This window comes from Halorubrum aethiopicum (assembly GCF_001542905.1).
Lineage (GTDB): Archaea > Halobacteriota > Halobacteria > Halobacteriales > Haloferacaceae > Halorubrum > Halorubrum aethiopicum.
Window position 1 is genome coordinate 1,652,603 of sequence record NZ_LOAJ01000001.1, and the last position, 24,859, is coordinate 1,677,461.

Annotated in this window: 26 protein-coding genes and 1 pseudogene; 18 read left to right on the forward strand and 9 right to left on the reverse strand. The window is 71.2% G+C overall.

What is annotated here, in order from left to right:
* Positions 1–37: 37 nt before the first annotated feature.
* The 3 genes from AXA68_RS07900 to AXA68_RS07910 all read left to right on the forward strand — a co-directional run bounded on the left by AXA68_RS07900 (position 38) and on the right by AXA68_RS07910 (position 3,226).
* The gene (locus tag AXA68_RS07900) at positions 38–1,423 is read left to right on the forward strand and encodes a DEAD/DEAH box helicase family protein (protein WP_066415023.1); all 1,386 of its coding nucleotides are present in this window, start codon (positions 38–40) and stop codon (positions 1,421–1,423) included.
* Positions 1,424–1,988: 565 nt separating this feature from the next.
* On the forward strand, positions 1,989–2,465 hold the full coding sequence (locus AXA68_RS07905) for a MoaD/ThiS family protein (RefSeq protein WP_066415025.1): 477 nt from the start codon (positions 1,989–1,991) through the stop codon (positions 2,463–2,465).
* A gap of 83 nt (positions 2,466–2,548) precedes the next feature.
* The gene (locus tag AXA68_RS07910; RefSeq protein ID WP_066415027.1) at positions 2,549–3,226 is read left to right on the forward strand and encodes a helix-turn-helix domain-containing protein; all 678 of its coding nucleotides are present in this window, start codon (positions 2,549–2,551) and stop codon (positions 3,224–3,226) included.
* Positions 3,227–3,277: 51 nt separating this feature from the next.
* Here the strand turns inward: AXA68_RS07910 and AXA68_RS07915 are convergent, their stop codons facing one another.
* Complete coding sequence (locus AXA68_RS07915) at positions 3,278–4,495, reverse strand: multicopper oxidase domain-containing protein (protein ID WP_066415031.1); 1,218 nt, start codon at positions 4,493–4,495, stop codon at positions 3,278–3,280.
* A gap of 167 nt (positions 4,496–4,662) precedes the next feature.
* On the opposite strand from AXA68_RS07915, the gene AXA68_RS07920 reads away from it, so the two are divergent.
* The 3 genes from AXA68_RS07920 to AXA68_RS07930 all read left to right on the forward strand — a co-directional run bounded on the left by AXA68_RS07920 (position 4,663) and on the right by AXA68_RS07930 (position 7,158).
* Entirely contained in the window at positions 4,663–6,183 is a 1,521-nt protein-coding gene (locus tag AXA68_RS07920; RefSeq protein ID WP_066415032.1) for a DUF790 family protein, read from the forward strand.
* Between the two features lie 171 nt (positions 6,184–6,354).
* The gene (locus AXA68_RS07925) at positions 6,355–6,888 is read left to right on the forward strand and encodes a DoxX family protein (RefSeq protein ID WP_066415035.1); all 534 of its coding nucleotides are present in this window, start codon (positions 6,355–6,357) and stop codon (positions 6,886–6,888) included.
* Positions 6,889–6,900: 12 nt separating this feature from the next.
* Positions 6,901–7,158, forward strand: a complete 258-nt coding sequence (locus AXA68_RS07930) for a hypothetical protein (protein ID WP_066415037.1) — start codon at positions 6,901–6,903, stop codon at positions 7,156–7,158.
* Between the two features lie 45 nt (positions 7,159–7,203).
* Here AXA68_RS07930 and AXA68_RS07935 read toward each other — a convergent pair whose 3' ends face one another.
* Positions 7,204–7,782, reverse strand: coding sequence for a DUF7122 family protein (locus AXA68_RS07935; RefSeq protein ID WP_066415040.1), 579 nt, complete (start codon positions 7,780–7,782; stop codon positions 7,204–7,206).
* On the reverse strand, positions 7,779–8,702 hold the full coding sequence (locus tag AXA68_RS07940) for an RsmB/NOP family class I SAM-dependent RNA methyltransferase (RefSeq protein WP_066415043.1): 924 nt from the start codon (positions 8,700–8,702) through the stop codon (positions 7,779–7,781). Before AXA68_RS07940 ends, AXA68_RS07935 begins: the two co-directional genes overlap by 4 nt.
* Positions 8,703–9,161: 459 nt before the next feature.
* On the opposite strand from AXA68_RS07940, the gene AXA68_RS07945 reads away from it, so the two are divergent.
* Complete coding sequence (locus AXA68_RS07945) at positions 9,162–9,902, forward strand: proteasome assembly chaperone family protein (RefSeq protein ID WP_066415046.1); 741 nt, start codon at positions 9,162–9,164, stop codon at positions 9,900–9,902.
* A gap of 6 nt (positions 9,903–9,908) precedes the next feature.
* Here the strand turns inward: AXA68_RS07945 and AXA68_RS07950 are convergent, their stop codons facing one another.
* Both AXA68_RS07950 and AXA68_RS07955 read right to left on the reverse strand, forming a co-directional pair.
* Positions 9,909–11,327 carry an isochorismate synthase gene (locus AXA68_RS07950; RefSeq protein ID WP_066415049.1) on the reverse strand — a complete coding sequence of 473 codons (1,419 nt, stop codon included), beginning with the start codon at positions 11,325–11,327 and terminating at the stop codon, positions 9,909–9,911.
* Positions 11,328–11,409: 82 nt separating this feature from the next.
* On the reverse strand, positions 11,410–12,045 hold the full coding sequence (locus AXA68_RS07955; protein ID WP_066415051.1) for a molybdopterin-dependent oxidoreductase: 636 nt from the start codon (positions 12,043–12,045) through the stop codon (positions 11,410–11,412).
* 185 nt (positions 12,046–12,230) lie between these two features.
* Between AXA68_RS07955 and AXA68_RS07960 the strand changes: the two genes are divergently transcribed.
* The 3 genes from AXA68_RS07960 (at position 12,231) to AXA68_RS07970 (ending at position 14,672) form a co-directional block, all read left to right on the forward strand.
* Positions 12,231–12,446, forward strand: a complete 216-nt coding sequence (locus AXA68_RS07960) for a ribbon-helix-helix domain-containing protein (RefSeq protein ID WP_066415053.1) — start codon at positions 12,231–12,233, stop codon at positions 12,444–12,446.
* 93 nt (positions 12,447–12,539) lie between these two features.
* Positions 12,540–12,818, forward strand: a complete 279-nt coding sequence (locus AXA68_RS07965; RefSeq protein WP_066415056.1) for a UPF0058 family protein — start codon at positions 12,540–12,542, stop codon at positions 12,816–12,818.
* A 138-nt stretch (positions 12,819–12,956) separates the two neighbouring features.
* Positions 12,957–14,672 (forward strand): rhomboid family intramembrane serine protease, encoded by a 1,716-nt coding sequence (locus AXA68_RS07970; protein WP_066415057.1) that lies wholly within the window; start codon positions 12,957–12,959, stop codon positions 14,670–14,672.
* A gap of 47 nt (positions 14,673–14,719) precedes the next feature.
* Here AXA68_RS07970 and AXA68_RS07975 read toward each other — a convergent pair whose 3' ends face one another.
* Together AXA68_RS07975 and AXA68_RS07980 are read right to left on the reverse strand one after the other, a co-directional pair.
* The gene (locus AXA68_RS07975) at positions 14,720–15,343 is read right to left on the reverse strand and encodes an METTL5 family protein (protein ID WP_066415059.1); all 624 of its coding nucleotides are present in this window, start codon (positions 15,341–15,343) and stop codon (positions 14,720–14,722) included.
* Between the two features lie 4 nt (positions 15,344–15,347).
* Entirely contained in the window at positions 15,348–15,767 is a 420-nt protein-coding gene (locus AXA68_RS07980) for a hypothetical protein (protein WP_066415060.1), read from the reverse strand.
* A 279-nt stretch (positions 15,768–16,046) separates the two neighbouring features.
* On the opposite strand from AXA68_RS07980, the gene AXA68_RS07985 reads away from it, so the two are divergent.
* From AXA68_RS07985 to AXA68_RS08005, 5 genes and pseudogenes are all read left to right on the forward strand, one after another.
* Entirely contained in the window at positions 16,047–17,000 is a 954-nt protein-coding gene (locus AXA68_RS07985; protein WP_066415063.1) for a transcription initiation factor IIB, read from the forward strand.
* Between the two features lie 75 nt (positions 17,001–17,075).
* Entirely contained in the window at positions 17,076–17,510 is a 435-nt protein-coding gene (locus AXA68_RS07990) for a universal stress protein (RefSeq protein WP_066415074.1), read from the forward strand.
* 64 nt (positions 17,511–17,574) lie between these two features.
* The gene (menE, locus tag AXA68_RS07995; RefSeq protein WP_066415075.1) at positions 17,575–19,578 is read left to right on the forward strand and encodes an o-succinylbenzoate--CoA ligase; all 2,004 of its coding nucleotides are present in this window, start codon (positions 17,575–17,577) and stop codon (positions 19,576–19,578) included.
* Between the two features lie 103 nt (positions 19,579–19,681).
* Positions 19,682–19,885: pseudogene (locus tag AXA68_RS08000) on the forward strand (hypothetical protein); the annotation flags it as partial.
* Positions 19,886–20,034: 149 nt separating this feature from the next.
* Positions 20,035–20,553 carry a macro domain-containing protein gene (locus AXA68_RS08005; protein WP_066415077.1) on the forward strand — a complete coding sequence of 173 codons (519 nt, stop codon included), beginning with the start codon at positions 20,035–20,037 and terminating at the stop codon, positions 20,551–20,553.
* Between the two features lie 31 nt (positions 20,554–20,584).
* Here AXA68_RS08005 and AXA68_RS08010 read toward each other — a convergent pair whose 3' ends face one another.
* Complete coding sequence (locus AXA68_RS08010) at positions 20,585–21,559, reverse strand: sugar phosphate nucleotidyltransferase (RefSeq protein WP_066415083.1); 975 nt, start codon at positions 21,557–21,559, stop codon at positions 20,585–20,587.
* Positions 21,560–21,655: 96 nt separating this feature from the next.
* On the opposite strand from AXA68_RS08010, the gene AXA68_RS08015 reads away from it, so the two are divergent.
* The gene (locus tag AXA68_RS08015; RefSeq protein WP_066415086.1) at positions 21,656–21,940 is read left to right on the forward strand and encodes a transcriptional regulator; all 285 of its coding nucleotides are present in this window, start codon (positions 21,656–21,658) and stop codon (positions 21,938–21,940) included.
* A gap of 31 nt (positions 21,941–21,971) precedes the next feature.
* Here the strand turns inward: AXA68_RS08015 and AXA68_RS08020 are convergent, their stop codons facing one another.
* Complete coding sequence (locus AXA68_RS08020) at positions 21,972–22,649, reverse strand: type 1 glutamine amidotransferase domain-containing protein (protein ID WP_066415090.1); 678 nt, start codon at positions 22,647–22,649, stop codon at positions 21,972–21,974.
* 135 nt (positions 22,650–22,784) lie between these two features.
* Between AXA68_RS08020 and AXA68_RS08025 the strand changes: the two genes are divergently transcribed.
* Positions 22,785–23,507, forward strand: coding sequence for a hypothetical protein (locus AXA68_RS08025; RefSeq protein ID WP_066415094.1), 723 nt, complete (start codon positions 22,785–22,787; stop codon positions 23,505–23,507).
* On the forward strand, positions 23,504–24,808 hold the full coding sequence (locus AXA68_RS08030; protein ID WP_066415096.1) for a hypothetical protein: 1,305 nt from the start codon (positions 23,504–23,506) through the stop codon (positions 24,806–24,808). The genes AXA68_RS08025 and AXA68_RS08030 overlap by 4 nt, the downstream gene beginning before the upstream one ends.
* Positions 24,809–24,859: the final 51 nt, after the last annotated feature.

Below are 24,859 nucleotides of genomic sequence, written 5' to 3' on the forward strand. Positions count from 1 at the left end.
CGGTGGTCCTTTATCAGTCGGTCGGTAACGTCGACCGATGACGGTCCGGCTGTCGTACGAGAGCGGGACGATCCGGGTGGTGGGCGATCCGGACGAGAGCGACGCCGGATGGGACGGCGATCTTCCCCCGCTGCCCGGCGTCGAGACCGATCCCCGATCCGGAACCGGTCGGGCCCCCGCCCACCGCTACGCGGCGATCCGCCGGGCGCTCGAGGTCGCCGGCGTCCCCGTCGACGACCGGGTGCCCGCGTGGGAGCGGGGCGAAGGCGACGCCGGACTCGCGCTCTCGACCGACTACGACCTCCGCGAGTACCAGGCGGACGCGCTCGCGGCGTGGCACGACGCCGACGACCGGGGCGTGTTGGAGCTACCGACGGGGGCCGGCAAGACCGTGATCGCGATCCGCGCGATGGTCGATCTGGGGGTCCCGACGCTCGTCGTCGTCCCGACGGTCGACCTCCTCGAGCAGTGGCAACGCGAACTGGAGACCGAGTTCGACGTCCCGATCGGCCGGTTCGGCGGCGGCGAGCAGCGGCAGGAGGCGATCACGGTGTCGACGTACGACTCCGCGTACCTCAAAGCCGAGGACGTCGGCGACGCCTTCGGGCTCGTCGTCTTCGACGAGGTCCACCACCTCGGCGGCGAGGGGTACCGGGACGTCGCCCGGCTGCTCGCCGCGCCCGCGCGCCTCGGGCTCACGGCGACGTTCGAGCGCCCCGACGGGGCCCACGAGACGGTCGCGGAGCTGGTCGGCGAGCGCGTCTACGCGCTCGACGTCGACGACCTCGCCGGCGACCACCTCGCGCCCTACGACATCCGCCGGATCGAGGTGGAGCTGACGCCCGAGGAGCGCGAGCGGTACGACGAGAAGCAGGGGACGTTCCTGGAGTACGTCCGCGAGGCCGGGATCACCTTCGAGAGCGGCGAGGACTATCGGAAACTGGTGATGCGCTCGGGCAACGACCCGCGGGCGCGGGAGGCGCTGCTCGCGAAGTCGGCCGCGCGCGAGGTCATGATGAACGCCGACCGGAAGCTCGAGCGGCTCGCGGACCTCCTCGAGCGCCACCGGGACGACCGGATCATCGTCTTCACCGCCCACACGGAGCTGGTCTACCGGATCTCCGAGCGGTTCCTGATCCCCGCGATCACGGCGGAGACGGGCGCGGCGGAGCGCCGGGAGGTCCTCGAGCGGTTCCGCGACGGGACGTACGGCCGGGTGGTCGCCGCCAACGTCCTCGACGAGGGGGTAGACGTCCCCGACGCCAACGTCGCTGTCGTCCTCTCGGGATCGGGCAGCGAGCGGGAGTTCACCCAGCGGCTCGGGCGGGTCCTCCGGCCGAAGGCGGACGGCGGCCGAGCGGTGCTCTACGAGATCGTCTCGGCCGAGACGGCCGAGGAGCGCGTCGCGGCGCGCCGGCGGTGAAGTCCGTCGAGGTACTTCCGAACGGATCGATCTCTGAGGGACCGAGTTCGAATCGATCGAAACCGGTCGGAGCCGCCGCGAAAACACACTCGCCTATAGAACGGGTGTTTCGTGTGTGATCGGGCTGATGAGAGTGGGATCGTCGTTGACGCGGTGAACTGCTTCAAAGCCCCAGTCGCGAGGACTCGCGCGGCTTGCTGTGCTCCTCGCTCGCGTTGCTCGCTGCGGTGCTTACTGCGCCGGGCTTCGTCCTCGCGGCAGCGAGGCGCTACGCGCCTCTGGAAGCCGGCGGCGTTGCCGCCGGCGACTGCCCCTTTGAGTCCCACCCCGCACCACAACCGCACCTCACGCCTCCCCAACCTCGCGGCTCGCACTCTCCGAGTGCTCACCGCGTCCCTCGCGGGCTCCTCGTGCCCCTTCGGGGCACTCGGAGGCGCGCCACCGCGATCGCTCGTTGCTTCGCCTGTACCGACCGACCCGAGATCGCGCTCCGCCGATCGACCGACGTCTCCGGGCGAACCTGTTCGGGTCGCCGTTTAGGGGGAAAGCGACCTTACCGTTGGACATGAGCACGACCGCCGAGGAACGTCCGGACGACCGGACGAGCGAGGAGGACGCCGCGACCGGAGACGAGGCGGCAATCGAGGACGAGACCGAGGCCGCCGAGGAGCCGCCGGAGACGACCGTGACGGTGCGGTGTACGGGTCACGTCCGCACGGAACTCGACGGGACCTACGAGTTCGAGTACACCTTCACCGGGAACACGCTGCGGGAGTTCCTCGACGACCTCTTCGAGGACTACCCCGAGCTTCAAGAGCTGCTGATCGCGGAGACGGAGGCGGACGCCACCCACAGCGGCTGGGCCCCGACGCCGGAGGAGCTCCCCGGCACGTGGACGAAGAACCCGGTCGGCGAACAGACCATCGCGTACGCCCGGATCCTCGTGAACGGCCGGTTCAACGAGAACGAGCGGGGGTTCGACACCGAACTCGAGGAGGGGGACCGCGTCGCGTTGGTGTACCCGTTCATGTTCTGTTGTTGAGGCCGGTCGGACACGTTTATACGCCGACGGCTCCCACGGGCTGGTGATCGACCGTCCGCGACGCCGGGCGGATCGGATTCACCATGGCACAGATACGCCTCCTCGTCGACCTGCCGGACGGCCCGTGGATCGCCGACGTCTCCCGCGAGTTCCCCGAGGCCGTCTTCCGCGTGTTGACCGCGACTCCCGGCGACGACGCGGGGTTCGCGCTCGTCCGGATCACCACCGACGCCGTCGACGACGTGCTCGCGGCGATGGAGGCCCACTCCGGCCTCGCCGAGACGTCGGTGATGACGCGCTCGCCCGAGGAGGCCACCGTCCAGATCGAGGCGTCCGCGCCGCTCCTGCTGCTCGCCGCACAGGGTGCTGGCGTCCCCATCGAGATGCCGGTCGAGATCACGAACGGGGTCGCCACGCTCGACGCGACCGGCGCGCACGACCGGCTCTCGACGTTCGGCGACCAGCTCGCCGGGATGGGGCTCTCCTACGAGGTGGAGTTCGTCCAACAGCGCGTGAACCCGAGCCAGCTCCTCACCGAGAACCAGCTCGACCTCCTCTTGACCGCGGTGGAGGCCGGCTACTACGACGTGCCCCGCGAGAGCACGCTCACCGAGGTCGCCGAGGCGGCCGGGATCGCGAAGTCGACGTGTAGCGAGACGCTCCAACGCGTCGAGCGGACGATCGTCCGCGAGTTCGTCGAGGACCTCCCGACGGTGAGCGGCGAGTTGAAACGGCAGTTGGTGGGCGAAGACGGCGACTGACGGGAGGAAACGCCGGCCGGCCGGGCGAGACGCTGACTGGTCGAGGACCGGTCAGGCCTCGTAGCCGGCCATCTCCATCACGGAGGCGAACTGCTCCGTGTCCGTGACGCTCTCGTAGACCATCCCGCCGATCATCCCGCCGGGGTAGGTGTCGCCGTTCATCGCGTGGTTGACCTTGTGACAGTGGAGCGCGTAGACGCCCGGGTCGGCGTCGGCGGTGAACTCGATCGTCTTCCGCTCGGCGGGCGCGATCGGAATCACGTCCTCGCGGTGACGGGCGGACTCGGGGATGACCCCGCCGTCCTTCTCGACGACGGTGAACCCGTGGTTGTGCGTGTGCATCGCGTGCGACTCGTAGCCGGCGTTGACGTAGTGGATCCGGACCCGGTCGCCCTCCTCGACGATCAGCGGCGACCCCCGCTCCGGGTGGAAGGTGTACGGCGCGCAGCGACCGTTCACGGTGAACGCGTCGGGGTTGCGGTCCCGGTGGCTGAAGGAGACGTCGCCGCCCGCCATCGACGCGGACAGGCGGGTGTCCCAGTCCTTGATCGTCATGAACGCCTCCTTGTCGGGGGCCTCGTATCCCTCCGGATCGACCCGCAGGATCCCGAACATCCCCATGTCGAGGTGGTTCTGCGTCTGGTAGTGGCAGTGGTAGAGGTGGGTGCCGGGCTGGTTGGCGGTGATCTCGTAGGTGTACTCCTCGCCGGGCGCGACCTGCCGGCCGGTCGTGGTCGGCACGCCGTCGTCCATCCAGCTCTTCGAGAGCCCGTGGACGTGGAACGTGTGCGGTCGGTTGTGCTCGGTGTTGTCGTAGGTGATCTCCAGGTCCGTCCCCTCCGTGACCCGGAGCAGGGGGCCGGGAACGCTGGGGTCCGTCCCCGGCGTCTCCCACGCCCACACCTCCGGCAGCTCCCAGGGGCCGCCCCGCGTCCCGTCGCCGAGCAGCCGGTGTCGACACGCCCGCGTGGACATCGTGACCGCCCCGTCCGTCTCGTCGAGGTCGATCGTCGTCCGCGGCGCCGTGTAGGGGTGGTCCGTCTCCACCGCGGTCGAGTCGCTCCCGGACCACTCCTCGACCTGCTCGGTCGCTTCGGCCTGCTCGGCCGGCTCCGATCCGCCCGCGCCGCCGGTGTTCGCCGTGCTCGCCGCGCTGGCGTCCGCCCGGGGTGCCCCACAGCCCGCGATCCCGACGGTTCCGAGGGCCGCGGCCGCCGAGAGGAAACTCCGTCTGGACGCCGTGCGTCGACCTGCTGCGTCGTCGTTCATCACGGGTGACGCTCGGAACCACGTCCGGTTAAGCGGAGATCGGAATCTCGCGGTTCGGAAACGCGCCCGAACACGTTCGGATCGGTCCGTAACCGCTCGCGGGAACGCCGGTTCGGGGAGGGGACGCTCCCGTCGGGTATTAACGCCCCCGCCGCCTACCGGGGAGCGTGTTACGAAAGGACCTCCTGCGCGTCTCCCGCGCGGGCGGCGGGTACCGTCCCCGGTTCGCCGGCCGGGAGCACCGCCCGCTCGCCGCGAGGGTGCTCGGGGCCTTCGAGGCCAACGTCGGCGAGCCCCGGTCGGCCGTGACGGCGGCGGTCGACGCGCTGGAGGCCGAGTCGGAGGACTTCAAGCTCGTCCGCGGGCTCGCCGCGCTCGTCGAGCGCGAGTGCGCCTTCGAGACGCGCTCGACCGTCCCGCCGCCGCGGGTCCGGCGCGCCGCCTTCGAGGCCGCCGAGGCGGTCGGCGTCGCCGGCGCGGACGACCGGTCGCGGGCGGTCGACCGGGCGGCGGACAGCCTCGGCGTCGATCCCGCGGTCGTCGAGAACGACCTGTACGCGGACCGCGAGCGCAACGAGGTCCTCGTCGACGCCGACGTGCGCTGGGATCCGGACGCGCTCGTCGAGCAGTACAACCTCTCTCTCGCCCAGACGGCGCTGTTCGACGCCACCGAGGTCCGCGTGCGCTCCGTCGACCCCAAGGCGCTCGTGAGCGCGGTCAAGCGACTCCGGCTGATGTACGAGCTCCGCCGAACCGACGACGGGCGGGAGCTCGTCGTCACCGGCCCGGACGCGCTCTTCCGGCGGACCAGACGCTACGGGACCGCGTTCGCCCGGCTCCTCCGGACCGTCGCGGGCACCGCCGAGTGGCGGCTGGAGGCGACGATCGACGACCGGGGAACGGAGCGGACGATGACGCTCTCCGAGGCCGACGTGACGGTGCCCGGCGTCGATCCGGTCGCCGAGCCCGACTTCGACAGCGGCGTCGAGGCCGACTTCGCCGGGCGGTTCCGCGGGCTCGACCTCGACTGGACGCTGGTCCGCGAGCCGGAGCCGCTCGCCACCGGGACGCGGGTGATGATCCCCGACTTCGCCTTCGAGTACGACCACGCCGACTTTCGGCTGTTTTTTGAAGTTATGGGCTTCTGGACGCCGGAGTACGTGGAAAAGAAGCTCGACCAGCTCGCCGACGTGGAGGACGTGGATCTGCTCGTCGCGGCCGACGAGAGCCTCGGCGTCGGCGAGGCGATCGCCGCGCGCGACCACCGCGTGCTCACCTACGCGGGAACCGTCCCGGTGAAGGCCGTCGTCGACGTGCTCCGCGAGTACGAGGCCGACCTCGTCGCCGAGGCGGCCGCGGGCCTCCCGGAGTCGTTCGCGCCCGACGACGACGTCGTCGGGCTCGCCGACCTGGCGGCCCGCCACGGCGTGAGCGAGTCGGCGGTCGAGGACGGCCCGTTCCCCGACCACGAGCTCGTGGGGCGGACGCTGATCCGCCCGGCGGTTCTCGAGCGGCTGCGCGGAGAGATGGAGGACGGGGAGTCGCTGTCGGCGGTCGAAGAGCGGCTCGACGCCTACGGGATCGACGACGCGAGCGCGACCCTCTCGACGCTCGGCTACCGCGTCGAGTGGGAGGGGCTGGGCGGCGGAACCGTTCGAGAGAAGGCCGCTTCTCCCGAAGACGAGTGAGCGACGGCGGCGAGTGCGGACGGTCGCGGTCCACCAGGACCAGGTGCGGCCGACCGCGGTCGATCGGGACGGAGGAGACGCTCGTGGCCGCCCACGACTGACTTTTTCGAAGGTTGACAATTCTCAAATATTTATATATGCTTGGTCGACGTAGTGTAATCTGTACTACATATGGCGACGAACATACGAACGCGGCTGCTGGGACAGGACGTATCGTTCCCGCTCGACGAATCGCGGCTGGCCTACTGGTTGGTCGTGATGCGGCTGATCGTCGGCTGGTGGTTCCTCCACGCGGGACTGGACAAGTTCCTCGCGTGGCCGTTCGACGCGAGCTGGTTCGTCGGCGGCGCGGCCGCCCAGACGACGCTCGGACCGGTGCTCGTCCTCTTCTCGGACGGGATACTGCTCTCGTTCACGAACGTGATGGTCCCGGTCGGCCAGGTGCTGATCGGGCTCGGGCTGATCGTCGGCGCGTTGACCCGCCTCGCCGCCTTCTTCGGCGCGTTCCTGATGGTGTTCTTCTACTTCGTCAACGGCGAGACGGGCGGCTGGTCACACGGCGTGATCACCGGCGACCTGCTCGGACTGTTGATCTTCGCGATGATCGCCACGCTCGGGGCCGGGCGCGTGCTGGGCGTCGACGCCTACCTCGCGCGGACCGACTTCGTGAAAGAGCACCCGCGGCTGCGGCACTTCATCGGTTAAAGAGGACACACCATGACTCAACTCACCACGGCGGAACGGATCGCGTTGTACGGCGGCGGCGGCCTGCTCCTGATCGGCACTCTCGGGATCGGGCTGCTCGAGATAGTCGCGGGCGCGCCGCACCCGGTGTCGGGGGAGGGCCAGATCGTCCACGAGACGCTGGTTCCGCTCACGGTCCGGTCGTCGATCATGCTCCTGGGACTGCTCCTGTGGGGCGCGTACGCCGTCTCCAGCGTGGCCCGCGAGCCCCCGGCGGACACGTCGATCTGAGGCGGGCGGGGAGGCCGACTCGAACCGTCCCTTTTCGAACCGCACTCACTCCTCGAGGACCGGCAGGTCCGCTCGGCTCCCCTTGGGGACCACGGAGCGCAACTCGCCGTGGAGGTAGAGGCCGACGCCGATCGGGGCGCTCTCGCCCGCGATCCGGTGGGAGACGACCAGGTACCCCCAGTCGCCGTCCCACTCCGGCAGGTCCTGGTCCTCGCCGGCGACGAACCGGCTCGCGCGCTCGGGACCGAGTTCGACCACGTTCCGGGTCGCGTGGGAACCGAACCGCTGGACCGCGCGGGTCGTCGGCTTCCAGTGCTCCTGGCGCGTCCGCAGGAACGTCATGCCGATCGCCTCGACCCGGCTCGGGTCGGCGGCCTCGCCGTTGAAGACCCACACCTTCCCGGCCCCCTTCTCCCAGAAGCCGTACCCGCCGAGCACGTCCCGGCCGATCCCGAAGCGGGTCTCCCACCAGTCGAGGACCTCCTCGCGGCTGGCCCGACCGACCACCTCGCGGTCCGCGGCCGTCTCCGGGAGCCGGTCGAAGCGCTGGCCGTCGTTGGTGGGGGCGGTGTCGTTGGGGGAGCCGTCGTCGCGGGAGCCGTCGTCGGGATCGTGATCGCTCATCGGGCCACCTCCGAACCGCCGACGCGCAGCTTCGCACAGAAGAAGCCGCCCGTGTCGTTGTGGTGGGGGTACACCCGATGCGCGCGGGTCACGCTCTCGTCGTACGTCTCGCCGTCCCACTCGGTCACGCCGGGTGCCGTCTCGAGGGGGAGGTCGAACCCGACGACCTCGCAGTCCTCGGCCGCGAGGGCGTGATCGAGTACCGCCTCGTTCTCCTCGGGCGCGAAGGTACACGTCGAGTAGACGACGGTCCCGCCGGGGCGGGTCGCCTGGATCGCCCGCGTCAAGATCCCCTTCTGGATCCCGGCGACGCCGTGGACGTGGTCCATGGTCCACTCCTCGAGCACGTCCGGGTTCTTCCGGCAGGTCCCCTCACACGAGCAGGGCGCGTCGACCAGCGCGCGGTCGAACGCGTCGAACGCGAGCGGTTTCAGCGAGAAGTTGCGGGCGTCCTGGTTGGTCACTATCGCGTTCGTCACCCCGAGGCGCTCGGCGTTGTGTCTGAGCGCCGAGAGCCGCCCGAGGTTGTTGTCGTTGGCGACGACGGTCCCCGAGTCGTCCATCAGGTCGGCTATCTGCGTCGTCTTGCTGCCCGGGGCCGCACACGCGTCCCAGACGCGGTCGCCCGGCCGCGGGTCGAGCGCCAGCGCGGGGAGCGCGGAGACCTCCTCCTGCCCGTGGGTCCAGCCGTGCGCGTGCGGCCAGTTCCCGCCGGGGTTCCCGTCCGGCAGCCGGAAGATCCCGTCGTGCCAGCCGACCGGCTCGTGGGCGACGCCCTCCGCCTCGAACGCCTCGCGGACGCGCTCCGGGGAGGCCTTGATCCGGTTCGTGCGGACGACCGACGGGAGGAGTCGGTCGCAGGCCGCCCGGAACGCGTCGACGTCGTCGACGAGCGGCTCGTACCGGTCGAGCGGGTTCATGCCCGCCCTTCCGCGCCGGACGGTTAGTCGGTTTCGGGTCGACCTCGGTGCGGGCGGGAGCGGGAAACTGGAGATACGGAGGGAGCGAGCACCGTAGAACACCCGACGGCTCGGCTAGATCTGCGCTCCGACGTGGGGGACACGACCGCGAAACACACCGCCAAAGCCCCGCCCGCTCGGTCATACGTCGTTGCTGGCGCGGTGAACACCGCCAAAGCCCCACCCGGCACCACCCAGCCCCGCACCTCACGCCTCCCCAGCCTCGCGGCTCGCGGTTTCACCGCTCGCCGCGTCCCTCGCGGTCGGGTTCGCGCCCTCCGGGCGCTCACCGGCGCGCCTCCGCGTGTACACGTGAGTTGGCCGTGTTCCCGGTTCGTCGGGTCGCTCTCGGAGCACACGGCGACGGCGAAACCGAGCGCCACGCCCACCTTTAGGTCGCCCGGCGTCGTACCGCCGCGCATGGCTCGAATATCCGTTCTCGACGAGGAGGTGTCGCTCTCGGAACCGACCCTGGTCGAAGGGTTCCCGGGGGTCGGGCTCGTCGGCAAGATCGCGACCGACCACATGATCGACGAACACGGGATGGTCCACTACGCGAACGTCCACTGCGACGGCCTCCCGCCGGTCGCCGTCTACCTGGAGTCGGACTCGGCGGCGACGACGCCGGTGCGGCTGTACGCGGACCCCGAGCGCGACCTCGTCGCGCTGCGCAGCGACGTGCCGGTCCACCCGAGCGCCGCCGCCGAGGTCGCGAACTGCCTCGACGGCTGGTTCGACGAGACCGGCACCTTCCCCGTCTTCCTCTCCGGACTCGGCCGCGAGAAGGGGGAGGAGCCGCCGTCGCTGTACGGGATCGCGACCGGCGACGGCGGGGACGCCCTGGCGCGCGCCGAGGTGTCGGACCCGCCGGAGGCCGGGCTCGTCTCCGGGCCGACCGGCGCGATGCTCTCGGCGGCGCTGGAGCGCGACCGCGACGCGGTCGGGCTGATCGTCGAGTCCGACCCGCAGTTCCCCGACCCCGAGGCCGCGCGGATCCTCATCCGCGACGGGATCGACCCGATCGCGGGCACGGAGACGCCGACCGACGGCCTCGTCGACCAGGCGACGGAGATCCGCGACGCGAAACGACAGCTCGCGGAGCAGATGCGGCAGGCGTCCGAGGAGAGCACGCAGGCGGAGCCGCTGAAGATGTTCCAGTGACGGCCGTCAGTCGTCGCGGTCGAGGTCGCCGTCGTCGGTAGCGTGACCGGACCCGCCGGTGACGTCGGTAGAGCCCCCGGATCCGACCCCGTCGTCCCCCTCCAGCTCGTCGAGGATCGGCCGGTACTTGAGCTGGATCTCGTCCCACTCGCGGTCGGGGTCGGAGTCGTCGACGAGCCCGACGCCGGCGAAGAGGGTGGCCCGGTCGGGCGTCGCGACGGCGGAGCGGATCGCGACCGCGAACGCGCCGTTGCCGGCGGCGTCGATCCAGCCGACTGGAGCGGCGTACCACCCGCGGTCGAACGGCTCGGTCTCGTGGATCGTCTCGAGCGCGCGGTCCGGCGGGAGCCCGCCGACCGCCGGCGTCGGGTGGAGCGCCTCCACGAGCTCGAGCACGTGTCGGTCCGCGTCCAGCTCCGCGGTGATCGGCGTGTGGAGGTGCTGGACCGTCGCGAGCCGGCGGACGCGACGCTCGCCGGCCGAGATGGACGCCGCGTACGGCTCCAACTGGTCGCGCACCGTCTCCGCGACGAGCTCGTGTTCGTGGACGTTCTTCGCGTCCGCGAGCAGCTCCTCGGCGAGCCACTCGTCCTCCGCGGGCGTCTCGCCCCTGCCGGTCGTCCCGGCGAGCGCGTCAGTCTCGACGGTCCGGCCGCGAAGCGAGACGAGCCGCTCGGGCGTCGCGCCGAAGAAGACGCTCCCGCCGTCGTCGGGCTCGAAACAGTAGCGGTGGCAGTCGGGATACTTCCCGGCGAGCCGCTCGAGCGTCGCCGCGCAGGGGAACTCGGTCGCGAGGTCCGCCTCGAGCGCCTGCGCGAGCACCACCTTCCGCAGTTCGCCCTCCCCGATACGGTCGAGCGCGGCGGTGACGCTCTCGCGCCAGGCCTCCCGGCTCGTGGTCCGCCGCTTCCCGCGGATCCCCGGTCGAGGGGGTCGCGGGCCGTCGTCCGGCCGACCCGACAGCCGGTCGACCTCCCGGTCCAGCCGGCGCTCGACCGCCGTCGGCGACGCGTCCGATCCGGCGTCCGTCACCGTGAGCCAGGTCCCGTTGTCGGCGAACGTAACCTGGATCCGGGGCAGGACGAACCTCGCCTCCGGAAACGGCTTCCACGGGTCGCCGGCGCAGGCCCCCTCGTGGAAGGCGAACCCGCCGAACACGCGCGGTCGAGCCGCCTCCGTCCCGGCGTGGACGTCGCCGGCGTCGAACAGGTCGTCGGTCGCCTCGCGGATCGCGGCGAACCGGTCCGGCCCGCTGGCGGTCAGCGTCGCGGCCGCGCCGCCCGCCAGGACGAGCGCGTCGTCGGGGGCGCTCCAGACCGTCCGCGGCGTCGGGAGCGCGTCGAACGCCGCCGCGAACGCGGGCGACGAGACCGCGGTCGTGCGGCTGACGAGCGGCGGCGACGACGTCGAACGCGCCGGTTCCATTGAAACGAGTTCGGGACCGGAGGCTCTTAAGGGTGTCAACTCCCCCCGCGTTCCGATGGGGTAGCGGCCGGTCGTCCGCGGACTAACTGTACCGCTCCTCGTTCCACGGGTTCGCGGTGTCGCTGTAGCCGCGCTTCTCCCAGTACCCCAGCTCGCGCTCGGTCAGGAACTCGACGCCGGAGACCCACTTCGCTCCCTTGTACGCGTACTTGTGCGGCGTGACGACGCGGAGCGGGCCGCCGTGGTCCGCCGGGAGGTCCTCGCCGTCGTAGCCGTACGCGAGGAGGACTCCGTCGCGGGTACACTCCGCGAGCGGGAGGTCGGTGGTGTAGCCGTCGAGCGCGTGGAACATCACGTGTTCGGCGTCGTCGTGGACGCCCGCACGGTCCGCGATCTCGGCGAACTCGACGCCGGTGAACGCGCAGTCGAGCTTGCTCCAGCCGGTGACGCAGTGGAAGTCCTGCCGCTGGGTGACCGCGGGAAGGTCCTTGACCGCCTCGAGCGACAGCGAGAGCGGGTCGTCGACGGCCCCCCAGACTTCGAGGGCGTCGTCGGGGCCCCACGAGGGTGTGCCGCTCTTCGAGAGCACCGGGAAGCGGTCGGTCTCGCGCTGTCCCGGCGGGAGCCGGTCGTCGCCGTACTCGCGGTAGATGCCGGTGAGGTCCTCGATGTCGTCGGTCGCGGGACCGTCACCCTCGTCCGCCCGTGTCTCGCTCATACCCCGGATACGGGCTCGCGAAACGTATGGGTACCGTTCGGGCTCCGCGAGGGGGTTTCGGAAACGCCCTACCGACGGTGTGTGATCCGAAAGTATTGTTTCGAAAGCAAATATCTCGAGTTTCGGATCACCCGAGATCCGACGCTACATTTATATACACCATCCTGTTAGACGCGGCCAAGAGAATGCCACGGGTGAAGATAACCGTCCCGGAACACTTGGAGATGCAGATCACGCAGATGGTAGAACAGGGCGAGTTCCTCAACCGCGAGGAGGCCGTCGAGGAGCTCCTCTCGACCGGGATCAAGGCGTACAAGACGAGCGGACCCATGGAGGACGACGACTCCGGCGGGTTTGAGGACGAGGGGATGATGGGCCACGAGGACGAGTACGTCTTCTGACCGGCTGCCGGGGCGTGACGCGTCCGTTCTCTCCCGATCCGTGCGTCTCACCCTCAACAACGCTTAAACCGGCTCCGGACCGTATTTGCCCCCATGCACAAGGACGAACTGCTCGAGCTTCACGAACAGATGGTGACGATCATGGAACACTTCCGGGCACAGGAGACCGTCGACGAGGGGCTCTTCGACCCGTACGACGAGCTCGACGTCGACCCCTCACACGTTCACAAATCGAAGAGCGAGCACAAACACGCCGTGTTCGTGCTCGGGAACGCCCTGGCGAACGCGATGAGCGAGGACGAGTTCTCGCCCGCCGGCCGGGTCGGCAAGCGGATGAAGGAGCTCGCCGACGACGCCGAGAACAAGATCTGATCGGACTCTCGGAGCGCTCGTCGCGGCCCCGGACCCCCCGCGCCGATCGCGTTCGCCGCGTCCCTCGCCCCCGCCCGCCCGTCGCGCTCGCCGGGACGACCCGCGAATTGATATGCGATCGGTCGCTGTAGTGGGTGTATGGCCCTCGAGGCGCTGCCGGTCGACGCCGCTCACCTGCTGGTCGCGGGCGCGGCGGCGGCCGTCGCGCTCGCGGCGGTGTACGCCTCGGACCGGCCCGCCGGATCGTGGGGGCGCCGGCTCCGGTCGCGGCTGCTGCTCGGCGTTCCCTGGGGGACGCTCGTCGCCGTCGGCTTCGTGATCGGCGTCTACCTCTTCGTCCAGAGCGGGCTCGAGAACCCGTACCGTCCCGTCGTGATCCCGTTTCGCGCGTGGTCGTACTTCTATCCCGAGGGGATGCTCTGGGCGGGCTTCTCACACGCGAGCCGCGGGCACGTCACCGGCAACCTGCTGTCGACGCTCGTCGCGGGGACGCTCGCGGAGTACGCGTACGGCCACTTCCCGCGCGAGCGCGGACGCGAGACGTTCGGATCGCTCCGGGAGAATCCGTACGTCCGGGCCCTCTGTGTCGTCCCCGGCGCGATACTGACGTTCGGCGTCGTCTCCTCCCTCTTCGCGCTCGGGCCGGTGATCGGCTTCTCGGGCGTCGTCTTCGCGCTGTGGGGGTTCGCGCTCGTCCACTACCCGGTCGGCACGATCGCGTCGCTGACGGCCGCGACCCTCGTCGGCGTCGTCTACGAGACGATACGGACGCCGGTGGAGATCGCGGAGGCGACCCCCTCGTTCGGCCCGCCGGGGTGGGCGAACATCGCGATCCAGGGACACGCGCTCGGGCTGATCGCCGGGGCGCTCGTCGGCGTCTGGCTCCTTCGACGGCGGTCCGTCTCGACGGTGCGCGCCGGTTCCATGCGCTCTTCGGCGCTCGTCGTCTTCGCCGCCGTGCTGCTGTTCGGCGCGTCGCGCCGGCTGTGGGCGGTCTACTGGTATCTGGGCAACCAGCGGTACGAGCTGTACCGCGCGCTGGGGCTCGCCGGCGTCCTCGCGCTCGCCGCGATCGTCGCCGTCGCCGCCGCGGGCCGGGAACGGCCGCTCCGACCCGCACTCGCGGTGCCGAACCCGCGGACGATACGCGAGAGCGTCGCCTCCGCGACGCCCGCGGCGGTCGGCCTGTTCCTGCTACTCGCCGCGTTCGCGGCCGTCGCCGGCCCCGCGGTCGTCCCCAACCTCGTCGCGGTCGACGAGGCGGGTCTCCCGGGCGACCCGATCGAGGTCGAGGGGTACCAGGTGACCTACGCCGAGGACGTCGAGGACCGGACGGTGAGCGCGGTCGACGTCGAGGCGTTCGGCCGCTCCACGTCGGTTCGCACCTCGGGGGTGATCGTCGCGAACCCGGACCGGGAGATCTGGACCAGAGCGGTCTCGAAGGGGAACCTCGACTTCTGGGGGTACCGCGCGGTCGACGTGGGCGGGACGGGGTGGCGCGAGACGGTCTGGGTACAGCGCACCGGCTGGGTCGCGATCGGCGGGAACGCCACCTACCGCGTCGACGGCGTCCACGACGAGACCCGGTCGACGCTCTTCGTGAGCGACCCCGCCCGCGCGGAGCCCGTCCTCGACGGCCGGAACGTCACGGTCGCGGCCGTCGAGGGCGGCTTCGAGCTCCGCGTCGCTCACGCGGGCGAAAACGCGACGGCGTCGGTTCCCCCGCGAAACGAGTCGGTGACGCTTCAGGAGGTCGAGTTCCGCCACGAGGCGGAGGCGATCTACGCCGTGCGCGGCGACTCGCGGGTCCGGGTCGCGGAGCGGGAGCGGTACGAGGGGCGCGAGCGGAGCTGACGGCGGGCGGAGCTGACGGCGGGGGGAGGGGTCGACGAGCGGGCCGTTCACTCCCACTCGATCCGGTACACCTCGACGTCGAGGTCGCGGGAGTCCTCGGCGTGGTGGTCGAACTGGGCGTCGACCGCGAAGTCGGCGGCGAACGCGTGGGTCACCTCGCCGCCGTTGTCGTCGGCGAACGCCTCCAGGAAGTCGCGACTGCCGGCGTTGTGGACGGAGTAGGAGACGCTCGCGAGGTCGCTCGCGGTCGCGAGGAACGACCGGTCCGCGTTGCGGTTGCCGTCCTGCGCCCCGAACGGCGGGTTCATCACGACGGTGACCGGCTCCCGGAACGTCACCGGCGGCCGCGTCGCGTCCCCCTGTACCCAGTGGACCGGGGCGCTCGCGGCCACGCGGCGCTCGTTGCCCTGCGCGGTGGTCAGGGCGGTGCGATCGAGTTCGATGCCGACGACGCGCGCGGGCCCTCGGAGCGCGGCCGCCAGCGCGAACATCCCCGTTCCGGCACCCAGATCGAGGACCGTCCGGCCGTCGACGTCTCCCTGCAGGTCCGCGAGGTGGACGACGTGGGCGGCGAGGTCCGGCGGAGTGGGGTACTGCTCGAGGGCCGCGCGGGGGTTCTCGAACCCGGCGATGACGCCGAGTTTCGTCGCGAGCGATCGCTTCGTCGCCATGCGGTCAGGCGGCCGTCGGGTCGCCGTCGTCCGTCGCGGCGTCGCCGACGCGGACGAACTCGACCCCCTCGCGGCGGGCGCGCTCGGCGAGCGCCGACAGCGTCGGCTCGACGGCGTCGGCGTCGGCGACCTCGTCGAGACGGACCTCGATCCGACCGGCCCCGAGGAACGCGGCCGCGCGGACGAACCCGCGCAGCCGGTCGGCCTCCTCGCCGGCGGCGATCGGGCAGTCCTCGGCGAAGCAGGCGTCGACCGCGAGCGTCGCCGGGTGGTACCCGCGCGCGGAGAGGCCTGATTTGAACTCTCGGAGGTACTCGGGAGCGGTGCTCTCGAGGTCGGCCGCGTCGACGACGATCGGGTCTATCTCGGCCGGCCGACAGCCGTCTATCGCGGCGTCGATCCCGCGGGGCTCCGTGGTGCTCATACCCGTCATAGTTTCTAGTTATACAAAAGCTTTGTTGAATGTCCAGTGGTAATACTACGGGCGTCGCGGAGCGGCGGTCACGTTTCGTGTTCGGACCGCGGCGATGGGACCGACGGTTCCCGAACCGGTCCACCGTCGACGCTCACCCCGATCGGGCACGTTCCGGCCGTAGCGGCGGTGTACGTCGAACTGGGCGTCGACCACGAAGTCGCCGGATCGTATTTCCTCTCCAATATTTGTGAACAAGTCTTAAATACGGCAGTAACCAGAAACCTTATAATGGAACGTCCGAGCCGGCAGCGTCAACGGGAGCGGGACACCGAGCGAGAATCGGACGAGGAGGCGATCACGTGCCCCGAGTGTGACTCGGCCGAGATAGTCACCGACGCGGACCAGGAGCTCGTCTGTGAGGACTGCGGGCTGGTCTTGGACGAACAGACGATCGACCGCGGCCCGGAGTGGCGGGCGTTCAACCACTCCGAGCGGCAGTCGAAGTCCCGCGTCGGCGCGCCGATCACGGAGACGATGCACGACAAGGGGCTGACGACGACGATCGACTGGAAGGACAAGGACGCGTACGGGCGCTCGCTCTCCTCGGAGAAGCGCTCGCAGATGCATCGGCTGCGGAAGTGGCAGGAGCGCATCCGGACGAAGGACGCGGGCGAGCGGAACCTCCAGTTCGCGCTCTCGGAGATCGATCGCATGGCGAGCGCGCTCGGCGTTCCCCGCTCGGTTCGCGAAGTGGCCTCGGTGATCTACCGCCGCGCGCTCTCCGAGGACCTCATCCGCGGCCGCTCGATCGAGGGCGTCTCCACCGCCGCGCTCTACGCCGCCTGCCGGCAGGAAGGGATCCCCCGATCGCTCGACGAGGTCGCGGAGGTGTCCCGCGTCCCGCAAAAGGAGATCGGTCGGACGTACCGCTACATCTCCCAGGAGCTCGGACTGGAGCTCAAACCGGTCGATCCGAAGCAGTTCGTCCCGCGGTTCGCCTCCTCGCTCGAACTCAGCGAGGAGGTCCAGTCGAAGGCGACCGAGATCATCGACGTCTCCGCGGAACAGGGGCTGTTGTCGGGGAAGTCGCCGACCGGGTTCGCCGCCGCCGCCATCTACGCCGCGTCGCTGCTCTGTAACGAGAAGAAGACCCAACGCGAGGTCGCCGACGTGGCCCAGGTCACCGAGGTCACCATCCGCAACCGGTATCAAGAGCAGATCGAGGCGATGGGGTTCCGCTAGCTCGCGGTCGATCGCGGTCCGACCGCCGCCGGAGGATCGGGTTTTTAATCGACACCCGGCGTATCGCCCGACGACATGTACGACGACATTCTGGTGCCGACCGACGGGAGCCCCGCCTCCGACGCCGCGATCGAACACGCGATCGACCTCGCGGACCGGTACGGGGCCCGACTCCACGCGCTCTACGTCGTCGACGGCTCCGCGTACTCGACGCTGGAGGCCGGCTCGGAGGTCGTCATCGACGCGCTTCAGTCGGAGGGGGAGGAGGCGACCGCGCGCGTCGCCGACGCCGCGGCGGACGCGGGCGTCGAGGCGACCACGACGGTGGCGTCGGGGACCGCCTACCGGTCGATCCGGGAGTACGTCGACGAACACGGGATCGACATGATCGTCATGGGAACCCACGGGCGGAAGGGACTCGACCGGTACCTGCTGGGGAGCGTGACTGAGCGGGTGGTTCGGACGGCCGACGTCCCGGTGTTGACCGTCCGACAGTCGGACGATGAGTGAGTTACGACGATGAGTGAATTACGACGATGAGCGAGTTACGCCCCCGGATCCGACCCACCTGATCATGCGCGACTGGCTCTCACACCGGGTCGTCTCCTCGCCGGACGAGGCCGGACTGATCCGGGCGGAGGACGGGGAGGCGTGGACGTACGCCGACCTCGACCGGCTCGTCTCGGAGACGGCGGGCCGGCTCGCCGTACACGGGATCAGCGAGGGGGATCGGCTCGGCGTGCTCACGCCGCCGTACGTCGGAACGGTCGGGCTCGTCCACGCGACGATGCGCCTCGGCGCGACCCTCGTCCCGCTCGGAACGGAGCTCACCCCGCGCGAACTCGGCGAACGCGTCGAGCGCGCCGGCCTCGACGCGGTGGTCTGTGCGGAGTCGACCGAGTCGAACGCGCTCGACGCGGTCGAGGACGTCCCGGTCCTCTCCGTCGACGAGCCGACGGACGCGACCGTCACCGCCGTCCACGACGTCGATCCGGACCCGGTCGACCCCGCGGAGTGGACGTTCGACGACACGCTCTGTATCCTCTTCACCTCGGGGACGACCGGCGCGCCGAAGCCGGTCCCGCTCACCGCGGGCAACCTCTACTCCTCGGCGGTCGCCTCCGCGTTCCGGCTCGGCGTCGACCCCGAGGACCGCTGGCTCGTCTCGCTCGCGCTCCACCACATGGGCGGGCTCGCGCCGGTGTACCGTGCGGTGCTCTACGGGTCGACGCTCGTGCTCCGGGAGGGGTTCGACCCCGGCGGGACCGCCGACGACATCGACCGGTACGACGTGACCGGCGTCTCGCTCGTGCCGACGATGCTCGAGCGGATGCTCGACCGCCGCGGGACGCTCTCGGACTCGCTGCGGGTCGTCCTCCTCGGCGGCGCGCCGGCTCCCGAGGAGCTGATCGAGCGCTGTCGCGACTACTCGATCCCGGTGTACCCGACCTACGGCATGACCGAGGCCGCCTCGCAGGTCGCGACCGCCACGCCGAGTGCGACCCGCGACCGTCCGGAGACGGTCGGTCGTCCGATATTCGGCACCGACGTGGTCGTCGTCGACGAGGAGGGCGACCCGGTCGACGCCGGCGAGACCGGGGAGATCGTCGTCGACGGTCCGACGATAACGCCGGGATATCTGGGTCCCGGCGCGACGGGCGAGGAGTTCGGGCCGCACGGCCTCCACACCGGCGACGTGGGGTCCCTCGACGAGGACGGCTACCTCTACGTGTTCAACCGGCTCGACGACCGGATCATCTCCGGCGGCGAGAACGTCGAGCCGGGCGAGGTGTCCGACGTGCTCCGGGGACACCCCGCGGTCGACGACGTCGCCGTCGTCGGCCTCGAGGACGACGAGTGGGGCGAACGCGTCGGGGCGCTCGTCGCGGTCGGGGATCGATCCGCCGCGAGCCGGGCGAACGCGGGCCGCGAGGACGCGATTCCGGGCGACGACCGCGCCGCCGACGCGACGGAGGGAGACGGACCGCTCGGAATCGACGAGGACGCCGGAGGAAACGGAGAGACGGACGCGGAAGACGACCCCGAGGACGACGGCGACCCCGAGGCCGGAGCGGCGACCGACGGTGACGCCGACTCCGCGGCCGCCGACTCCCCGACCGCCGACGACGAGGATCCGTCGACCGCGGACCACCTCGACGACTCGCTCCTCGAGTTCGCCAGGGAGCGGCTCGCCGGCTTCAAGATCCCGAAGACCGTCGCGTACACCGACGAGCTCCCGCGGACCGTGTCGGGGACGATCGACCGCGACGCCGTCAGGGAGCGGCTCCGCGAGATGGGCCACGACCCGCGCGACGAGTTCGGGAGCGCCGGGTTCGAACCGGCGGACCCGGAGCCGCCCGACGGCGAATCGCCCGATCCGGAGCCGGCCGACCACGGACCGCCCGGCGACGGTCCCGCGACCGATCGCCCCGACGCGGCCGAGCTCGATGCCGATGGCGACGACGACGCCCCCGATGATGCCGACCCCGGTACGGACGACGCCGACGCGGACGACGCGGTCGACCCCGGTACGGACGACGCCGACGATCCCGTCGGGAATCCCGGACCGGAAACGTGATCGAGTGGACGCCCGCGGCCGACCTCGTCGCCGACCGAGCCGGCGACCGAACCGCCGAACCCGTTTAGTCGCCGCGGGCCGTATCCGGAACCCGGTGACACGCGTGTACGTCCCCGAGGACCAACCGGCGGCCTGTCCCGCCTGCGGCGATCCCTACGAGTCGGTGTCGCGGCACGCGGGCGGCTTCGCGGTCAACCTGCTGGACAACGAGCGCTACCGGCGGGTGTGTTTCCATCCGGCGACGGCGGACGGCGACCCCGCGCTCGACTGTTTTCACCACACGCATGCGGAGGCGGGCGCGGGCGACGCGGGGGAAGGCGGCTCCGACGAGACCGATCCCGATCCCGACGCCGACGATTCCGGTGCCGATCCTGACGCCGACCCCGATCCTGACGCCGACCCCGACGCGGTCCTCCCCGCGGAACGCTCTTGACCGCAGCGGTCGATCCGGCGGACATGGAGTTCACCGTGGTTCAGGGCGACATCGCGGAGGCGTCGGCGGACGCGCTCGTGAACGCCGCCGGGACGAGTCTGCGGATGGGTTCCGGCGTCGCGGGCGCGCTCAGACGCGGGGCGAACGGCCCGATAAACGAGGCGGTGATGGAGCGAGGGCCGGTCGATCTGGGCGAGGTCGCCGTCACCGACGCGTTCGACCTCGACGCCGACGTCGTCGTCCACGCGGCGGCGATGCCCCACTACGGGGACGGCCGCGCGACGGCGGAGAGCATCCGCGAGGCGACCCGTAACGCGCTCGCGGCGGCCGACGAGCGGGGCTGTGCGTCGCTCGTGATCCCCGCCCTCGGCTGCGGCGTGGCCGGGTTCGACCTCGCGGAGGGCGCGCGGATCATCGCGGAGACGATCCGCGCGTACGAGCCGGAGAGCCTGCGGGACGTGCGCTTCGTCGCCTACTCCGACGAGGAGTACGGGACGGTGAGCCGCGTCGCCGACGCGGTTCGCGAGGAAAGTGCGGAATGAACCGGCGTGAACCGGCCGGAACGAACGCCCGCTAGAAGCCGTCGCCGCTCGTGATCGAGGTGTACGCGCCGATCAGCGAGCCGGTGAGGTCGACCTCCTCGAGGACGGCGTGCTCGTCGATGACGGTGTTCTCCACGTCGCTGTCGGCGATCGTCGCCTCGGGGAAGACGACCGCGCGCTCGAGCGTGCTGTCCGTGACCTCCGCGCCGTCCATCACGTGGACGACGTCGCCGATCTCGGAGTCCTCGACGGTTGCGCCGTCGGCGACGATGCTCCCGCCGTCGAGCGCGTACTCGACGGTGTCGAGGTAGCTCTCGGCGGTGCCGATGTCGTACCACGCGCCGTCGAAGGTGAACGCGTGGACGGGCTGCCGCGACTGGAGCCACTGGAGGAACCAGCCGGGCTCGTCGGGGTTGTTGTCGTTCTCGAGGTACGTCGAGAGGTCGGGCAGCGTCTCCGCGGGGAACGCGTAACACGCGATGGAGACGAGCGTGCTCTTCGGGTCCTTGGGCTTCTCCTGGAAGTCGACGACCCGGTCGCCCTCGAGGTCGACGAGGCCGTACGACTTGGCGCGCTCGAGCGATCCCACGTCGTAGGCGGCCAGCGTCGGCGTCCCCTTCTCCTCGAAGAAGTCGGTGAACTCGGCCAGATCGAAACTGATCAGGTTGTCGCCGGCGACGACGAGCAGGTCGTCGTCGACGCCCTCGCGGTCGACGAGCTGGGCTAACGCGCCGACGACGCCGAACTTCTCGTCCTCCTCGACGGTCTCCTCGATCGAGAGCGTGGGCTTCTCGAACTCGCTCTCGCCGAGGTACTCGGAGAAGGTGTCGGCGAAGCGCTCGTTGGTCGAGACGAACACCTCGTCGACCCGGTCGTCGGCCTCGAGATCGGCGAAGATCTCGTCGATGACGGTCCGTTCCCCCACGGGGAGGAACATCTTGGGACGGTCCTTGGTTATCGGCCAGAGCCTCGTCGCGTATCCACCGGCAAGTACCACTGCCTTCATACACGTACCCCTGCGGGCGAGCGACATACTTCTTGTGACTGTGTCACCGTCTCGAAACTCCGTCGCCGTTTTATCTCACCCCGACGAGCGGGACTCATGGAGACGACCCGCCAGCGGATCGCGGACGCGCTCCGCGAGGAACCGCGGACCGCGAGCGACCTCGGCGCGGCGCTGTCGCTGCCGACGCCGACGGTCTACGAGCACCTCGAACACGTCTCCCGGTCGGTCGGGGAGGGCGACGCCGACGAGGAGTTCCTCGTGGCCCCGCCGACGTGTCGCGACTGCGGGTTCGACGGCTTCGACGACCCGCTCAACGAGCCCTCGCGGTGTCCCGAGTGTCGGAGCGAGCGGATCGACGAGCCCGCGTTCGTGATCCGGTAGGTCGTCGGCTGTCCGGCGGGCTAGCGGCGGATCAGAGTCGGTCGAGCAGGGCCCTCGCGGCGGCCGACGACGACCCCGGCCCGCGGGCGGTGATCAGGTCGCCGTCCTCGGTCACGCTCTCGTCGGCGTCGAGTTCGGCGTCCCACTCCGCGCCGGCCAGCCGGACCTCGTCTTCGACCCAGTACGGGAGCTTCCGGCCGTCGGGCAGCACGTCCGCGTCGTCGACGATCCCCTCCTCCCACTCGTTCGGGAACCCCGTCACGGAGCGTCCCTCGACGAGGGCCGTCCCGTCGGCCTCGCGCGTGAACGCGAGGATGCCGACCGCGTGACAGACGACGAGCGCGACGCCCTCGCCGCCGCCGACCGCCTCGAGCAGCAGCTGGCGCGCGTGTCGGTCCTGGTTCACGTCCCACACCGTCCCGTGGCCGCCGGGGAACACCACCGCGTCGTGGTCGGTGGCCTCGACGCTCGCGAGCGGTTCGGGGTCGTTGAGCCTCGGATGGCTCTCGTCGACCTCGCGGTACTCCGCGGCGACCTCCTCGCCGCCCGCCGCGTCCGGCTCCAGCGAGCGCTCGTCGACGACCGGCGGCGAGCCCGAGGGCGTCGCGACCGTCACGTCGACGCCCTCGCTCTCGAGGGTCGAAAGCGGCTCGATACACTCCTCGGCCCAGTACCCCTCCTCGCTCACGACGAACAGCGCGCTTGTCATGTCCGCCCGACCGTTCGGACGCGCGAGGTAAAAGGACCCCGTGCCCGGCAGCGATCGGGGTCGACCGAAGGAGGGGATCCGGCCGCGACGCGGGGGTCCACAAGACGTATCCCGTTCCTCGGCGAACCGCCGCCGATGCCCCGCACGACCCGCAGACGAGCCCTCCTCGCGGCGGCGTCCGGGATCGCGGCGCTCTCCGGCTGTGCCGGCTCCAGCGAGCACTCGGCGTCCGTCCCGGCACCGACCGAGGACCGGATCCGCGACTACGAGGTTCGCCGCGTCCGCAACGAGGCCGGGACCCCGCTCTTCGTCCGTAAGGACGGCCGACGGAGCGACGTCGACGACGGCGGAAACGAAAGCGACGACGGAAACGAAAGCGACGACGGAAACGAAAGCGAGGACGGCCGCGAGACCGAAACCCGGCGCTACCGCGGCGGGCGGCGCGTCCTCGTCTCGGCGGAGGACCTCGCGGACCTCTCGTTCGCCGACGCGCCCGAGGCACGGGCGCTTCGCGAGTTCGTCGCGGAGACGGCGTTCGAGACGGCGTCGGTGTACCTCCTCTCGATGCCGATCGACGAGTGTTACGAGATCCGGCTCCGGTCGGTCTCGGTCGAGCGGGACGAACTCGCGGACGACGACCTCCACCCGCGTGCCGACTTCTGCCGGAGCTCCCGTCCGGCCGACGTCGCGTGCGAGACCGGACGGATCCACACCGTGGGATTCGCGATCCGGCTGCCGGTCGCGGCCGACCGGTCCACGGGGAGCGGTCGCGGCATGTCCGGCTCCTGTCGCCCGGTCCCCCGGAGCGAGCCGTTCGATCCCGACCTCGACCCCGCGAGCGGGGGTGACGACGAGTGACCTCGCGCCGGTCGCTGCTCGCCGGGGTCGCGAGCGCCGGCGTCGCCGCCCTCGCCGGCTGTGCCGGGATCGCTCCGTGGCGCGACGACGAGACCGACCGAGCCGACGTCGACCTCGCGCCGGACGCGGTCGAGCCGGTCGAGCGACCCGCCTCGCCGTTTCCGGTCGCGGTCCCCTCGTCGCTCGCGGCGGCCCACGAGGAACGCGCCCGCGGCCTGCTCGAAACCGTTCCGGCGGAACCGTCGGTCCCCAACGCCGCCGTTACCCGGCGGCTCCGGAACGAGCGCGAGCGCGCCGCGGATCGGATCGAGAACGGGGTCGACCGACCGTGGCCGACCGAGCGGCTCGCGGGGTGGCGCGGGACCCGGAGCGAGGCGGCGACCGTCCGCGGCGCGCACCGGGCGGCGACCGGCGAGCACGACGCGGCGGCGCTCGAGGAACGCCGACGGACGGTGCGCGAGGACCTGGCGTCGTTCGCGGCCGGCCACGAGTACCGCGCCCGCTCCCCGCGGGAGGCGGTGCTCGCGCACGCGCCGGTCGAGGACCTCGCGGCGACGTGTCGGCGGCGCGTTCGGCCCGTCCTGACGTACCCGTCCGACCCCGTCGCGCGCCCCTTCCGCGCCGGCGAGGCAGTCGGACGGGTCGAACACGCGCGGGCGTCGCTCGCCGACGCGATCGGGCTGCTGGAGGCGTACGATGGAGAACGCGCCGAGACGCCCTCGCAGTGGAGCGCCCTGATCGCGTCGGCCGACCGCCTGCGCGCCGCGGTCTATCGCTCGCGGTCGCGGGTCGGGGAGTACCTCGGGGACGACACGCCGCCGGTCGACGACGACCTCGCCGGGACCCCGGCCCGCCGGCTGTACGACACGGCGAGCGGGCGGGCGGAGTCGCTGGTCGAGGAGACCCGGGAACGCGTCGACGACGGCGACGTGGCGACGGCCGCCAGCGCCGCCGGCCGGGCGCTCGCCGCCGTCGCGGCCCTCGAGACGGCGGTCGAGGGGATCCGCGGGGACGGCTATCGGGAGCCGGTGACCGCCGAGTCGGTCGAGCGGGCGGCCGATCGGGCCCGGGAGGCGCTCGCCGGCGTCGCGGAGAGCGACGACCCGCGGCTCGCGGCCCGGTTCGCCGAGCCCGCCCTCGGGACGCACGCGTACGTCGTCGACCGGCTCGACGAGGGGTACGCCGATCCGGTCCGCGTCCAGGGCGACCTGACGTGGATCGACCTCCACGCCCGCGCCGTGCCGCCGGCGACACGGTTCGTGCTCGAGCGGCTCGAGCGGCTCGGGCGATCGGCGGAGTAGGCGGCGGCCTCGCGGTCGCGGTGATCGGGCGGAACGCCGCGGAAAATCCGG

What these genes read in the sequence shown, in the direction of transcription:
- AXA68_RS07900 (WP_066415023.1), top strand. Translation starts at nt 38, where the DNA reads ATGACGGTCCGGCTGTCGTACGAGAGCGGGACGATCCGGGTGGTGGGC.
- AXA68_RS07905 (WP_066415025.1), top strand. Translation starts at nt 1,989, where the DNA reads ATGAGCACGACCGCCGAGGAACGTCCGGACGACCGGACGAGCGAGGAG.
- AXA68_RS07910 (WP_066415027.1), top strand. Translation starts at nt 2,549, where the DNA reads ATGGCACAGATACGCCTCCTCGTCGACCTGCCGGACGGCCCGTGGATC.
- AXA68_RS07915 (WP_066415031.1), bottom strand. Translation starts at nt 4,495, where the DNA reads ATGAACGACGACGCAGCAGGTCGACGCACGGCGTCCAGACGGAGTTTC.
- AXA68_RS07925 (WP_066415035.1), top strand. Translation starts at nt 6,355, where the DNA reads ATGGCGACGAACATACGAACGCGGCTGCTGGGACAGGACGTATCGTTC.
- AXA68_RS07930 (WP_066415037.1), top strand. Translation starts at nt 6,901, where the DNA reads ATGACTCAACTCACCACGGCGGAACGGATCGCGTTGTACGGCGGCGGC.
- AXA68_RS07935 (WP_066415040.1), bottom strand. Translation starts at nt 7,782, where the DNA reads ATGAGCGATCACGATCCCGACGACGGCTCCCGCGACGACGGCTCCCCC.
- AXA68_RS07940 (WP_066415043.1), bottom strand. Translation starts at nt 8,702, where the DNA reads ATGAACCCGCTCGACCGGTACGAGCCGCTCGTCGACGACGTCGACGCG.
- AXA68_RS07945 (WP_066415046.1), top strand. Translation starts at nt 9,162, where the DNA reads ATGGCTCGAATATCCGTTCTCGACGAGGAGGTGTCGCTCTCGGAACCG.
- AXA68_RS07950 (WP_066415049.1), bottom strand. Translation starts at nt 11,327, where the DNA reads ATGGAACCGGCGCGTTCGACGTCGTCGCCGCCGCTCGTCAGCCGCACG.
- AXA68_RS07955 (WP_066415051.1), bottom strand. Translation starts at nt 12,045, where the DNA reads ATGAGCGAGACACGGGCGGACGAGGGTGACGGTCCCGCGACCGACGAC.
- AXA68_RS07960 (WP_066415053.1), top strand. Translation starts at nt 12,231, where the DNA reads ATGCCACGGGTGAAGATAACCGTCCCGGAACACTTGGAGATGCAGATC.
- AXA68_RS07965 (WP_066415056.1), top strand. Translation starts at nt 12,540, where the DNA reads ATGCACAAGGACGAACTGCTCGAGCTTCACGAACAGATGGTGACGATC.
- AXA68_RS07970 (WP_066415057.1), top strand. Translation starts at nt 12,957, where the DNA reads ATGGCCCTCGAGGCGCTGCCGGTCGACGCCGCTCACCTGCTGGTCGCG.
- AXA68_RS07975 (WP_066415059.1), bottom strand. Translation starts at nt 15,343, where the DNA reads ATGGCGACGAAGCGATCGCTCGCGACGAAACTCGGCGTCATCGCCGGG.
- AXA68_RS07980 (WP_066415060.1), bottom strand. Translation starts at nt 15,767, where the DNA reads ATGAGCACCACGGAGCCCCGCGGGATCGACGCCGCGATAGACGGCTGT.
- AXA68_RS07985 (WP_066415063.1), top strand. Translation starts at nt 16,047, where the DNA reads ATGGAACGTCCGAGCCGGCAGCGTCAACGGGAGCGGGACACCGAGCGA.
- AXA68_RS07990 (WP_066415074.1), top strand. Translation starts at nt 17,076, where the DNA reads ATGTACGACGACATTCTGGTGCCGACCGACGGGAGCCCCGCCTCCGAC.
- menE (WP_066415075.1), top strand. Translation starts at nt 17,575, where the DNA reads ATGCGCGACTGGCTCTCACACCGGGTCGTCTCCTCGCCGGACGAGGCC.
- AXA68_RS08005 (WP_066415077.1), top strand. Translation starts at nt 20,035, where the DNA reads ATGGAGTTCACCGTGGTTCAGGGCGACATCGCGGAGGCGTCGGCGGAC.
- AXA68_RS08010 (WP_066415083.1), bottom strand. Translation starts at nt 21,559, where the DNA reads ATGAAGGCAGTGGTACTTGCCGGTGGATACGCGACGAGGCTCTGGCCG.
- AXA68_RS08015 (WP_066415086.1), top strand. Translation starts at nt 21,656, where the DNA reads ATGGAGACGACCCGCCAGCGGATCGCGGACGCGCTCCGCGAGGAACCG.
- AXA68_RS08020 (WP_066415090.1), bottom strand. Translation starts at nt 22,649, where the DNA reads ATGACAAGCGCGCTGTTCGTCGTGAGCGAGGAGGGGTACTGGGCCGAG.
- AXA68_RS08025 (WP_066415094.1), top strand. Translation starts at nt 22,785, where the DNA reads ATGCCCCGCACGACCCGCAGACGAGCCCTCCTCGCGGCGGCGTCCGGG.